The sequence below is a fragment of the Brunnivagina elsteri CCALA 953 genome (assembly GCF_002289455.1).
GTDB classification, from domain to species: Bacteria; Cyanobacteriota; Cyanobacteriia; order Cyanobacteriales; family Nostocaceae; genus Brunnivagina; species Brunnivagina elsteri.
In genome coordinates this window covers 1-2,532 of the sequence record NZ_NTFS01000622.1, presented here as the reverse complement: position 1 = coordinate 2,532, position 2,532 = coordinate 1, and the positions used below count along the sequence as shown (strand labels likewise).

4 protein-coding genes are annotated in these 2,532 nt (G+C 38.2%); 3 read left to right on the top strand and 1 reads right to left on the bottom strand.

Going from position 1 to position 2,532, the window contains the following annotated elements; translation table 11 throughout:
• The first annotated feature begins 178 nt into the window (after nucleotides 1-178).
• The 3 genes from CK510_RS29185 to CK510_RS29175 are packed head-to-tail and all read left to right on the top strand — an operon-like array spanning nucleotide 179 to nucleotide 1,397.
• Nucleotides 179-442, top strand: coding sequence for a hypothetical protein (locus CK510_RS29185; protein ID WP_095724954.1), 264 nt, complete (start codon nucleotides 179-181; stop codon nucleotides 440-442).
• A 33-nt stretch (nucleotides 443-475) separates the two neighbouring features.
• On the top strand, nucleotides 476-664 hold the full coding sequence (locus CK510_RS29180; protein WP_095724953.1) for a type II toxin-antitoxin system HicB family antitoxin: 189 nt from the start codon (nucleotides 476-478) through the stop codon (nucleotides 662-664).
• A gap of 49 nt (nucleotides 665-713) precedes the next feature.
• Entirely contained in the window at nucleotides 714-1,397 is a 684-nt protein-coding gene (locus CK510_RS29175; protein ID WP_095724952.1) for a class I SAM-dependent methyltransferase, read from the top strand.
• A gap of 244 nt (nucleotides 1,398-1,641) precedes the next feature.
• On the opposite strand, the gene dapF is transcribed toward CK510_RS29175, so the two are convergent.
• Complete coding sequence (dapF, locus tag CK510_RS29170) at nucleotides 1,642-2,481, bottom strand: diaminopimelate epimerase (protein ID WP_095724951.1); 840 nt, start codon at nucleotides 2,479-2,481, stop codon at nucleotides 1,642-1,644.
• Nucleotides 2,482-2,532 lie beyond the last annotated feature (51 nt).

Below are 2,532 nucleotides of genomic sequence, written 5' to 3'. Positions count from 1 at the left end.
CCTGTGGCACCTCCCCTTAGTAAGGGGAGGTTGAGAGGAATCGAAATAATGTGCAGCTTCACAAAGAATTGGTATTAATACCAGAACAAATTAGCAGTTTGTTGATTCCGACAATTACCAATCCAGCTAAGTTAATTTAAACACTAGTTATCAAATAAATAATAACCTTTGATAAATTATGGATACACTAAGAGTCTTTGCCGATTTTCATAACGCTGATATTAGAGGTCGTTTACGACTTAATTGCACTGGAACTATTGGGGATTTAGCTCGACAAAAAATTTTGTTGGAAGATGGTTTGCGATTAATTTTGTATAGCGAAGATTTAGAAACTGATGGAGTTGTCCAATATTCTACCGAAGAGAATGTTTGGGTAGCTCTAATTGATTGGGATGAAATTAGAGAAGCAGAAAATGTATTAATTCAAGAGATTAATTACTAAAAATAAGCAATATCGATCGAGCCAATACAAAACATGAAACAGAAAAAACAATTTACTGCGATCGCACAACGTGAAGATGACTGGTATGTAGCACTTTGCCCGGAATTAGATATCGCGAGTCAAGGTAAAACCATTGAAGAAGCAAGGGATAACTTAGTCGAAGCGGTAGAATTATTTTTTGAAACCGCATCTGCTTCCGAAATTAAAAAGTTTTTAGTATAATTTCAGATATCTTAGTGATGGGAAAGTTTAGGTGTGACGCATATTCATCATGCTAAATTATAACGATAAATCAGTTATCCATAGCTGGAATCAAAATGCCCAAGCATGGATGGCTACTATTGAGAATGAAGAAATTGAAAGTCGAAAAATTGTCACGAATCAGGCAATTATTGATGCAATTCTTAGTTATTCTCCTAGTTCTATTCTTGATGTTGGATGTGGAGAAGGTTGGTTAACCCGTGAATTGACTTTGCGGGGAATAGAAGCAACTGGTATTGATGGAGTTCCTGCATTGATTGAAAGTGCAAAAGCAAAAGGTAGTGGAAATTTTTTAGTTTTGCCATATGAAGATATTGCAACTACAAGTTTTGCAAATAGTCGTTTTGATGCAGTTGTTTGTAATTTTTCTCTGCTGGGGAAAGAAAGCGTAGATAACTTAGTTAGTTTAATTCCTAATTTCCTCCAAAATCACTGCTTGTTATTTATCCAAACACTTCATCCAGTCACAGCTTGTAATCAAGAAGTTTATGTTGATGGATGGAGACAGGAGTTTTGGAATGGCTTTAATTCTAAATTTCCTGAATTTGCTCCTTGGTACTTTCGTAAGTTGGAAACATGGGTAAAGCTATTGAAATCGGCTGGTTTTTCAATATTAGAATGTAGAGAACCAATTCATCCGCAACAACAAAAACCTGCTTCGATACTTTTTGTTGCTCAATATAACAAAATTTAGATTTAATAATTTTAATTTATCTAGAAAACAAGAATGTTATTTAATTCTGTATAATTGGACTAAAAACGGATTATGGCTTTACTTTTAAATGAACTGAAAATCTTTGAGATGCTTCCGGCATCAAGCTCCGCTTATCCTAAATTAAAATAATGGTAAAAATTAATTAAATTAAATTAAATAAAATTAAGGGCTAACAGCCGTTAGCCCCTACGGGTATTAAAAATTGCCAGTTAAAATTTACCAGTTAAAATTTACCAGTAAATACCCTTTCTGCTGGTCCAGTCATGTAAACCCGTTGATCGATATCCGACCATTCGATTTCCAGGGGACCACCAGGAAGCTCTACAGTGGCAATACGATCGCACCTTCCTGTCAATACAGCTGCTACCAAGGCAGCACATGCACCCGTACCGCAAGCTAATGTGATACCAGCACCCCGTTCCCAAACACGCATTTTCATGCGATCGCGACTAATTACTTGAATAAACTCGGTGTTGATTTTTTGGGGGAATGCGGGGTGATTTTCAAATTGAGGTCCAATTTCTGCAAGTTTGATTGCTGCTACATCGTCAACAAAGGTGATGCAGTGTGGGTTTCCCATGCTGACACAGGTGACTTCCCAGGTTTTACCAGCAACTTCAATCGGTTGTTCCACAGCTTTTTGATCGGGGGGGCAAAGAGTTGTGGGAATTTCCCCCGCTAACAAACGAGGTTCACCCATATCGACTTTAACCTCTCCATCGAAGGTTAGTTGGGGTCTCATCACCCCTGCCAGGGTGTGAATGCTGTATTTATCACTTTTGCGGGATGTCCCTTCCAAATCGGCTAAAAATGCTGCTAGACAGCGAATGCCATTGCCGCACATTTCTGGTTCGGAACCATCGGAATTAAAAATTCGCATTGTGTAATCAGTGTCGTTTTCTCCGGGAAGCGCAAAAATTACACCATCAGCACCAATCCCAAAATGCCGATCGCACATTGCGATCGCTTTTTCTGGGGTTATTACTGGTGTGGAGGTTGAGCGATTATCAACCAAAATAAAGTCGTTACCCAAACCGTGATACTTAGTAAATTCGATTGCCATTTGCCTTCAAGATGAATTATCAAAGATTTAGTTGGGGATGGGGAATGGTGT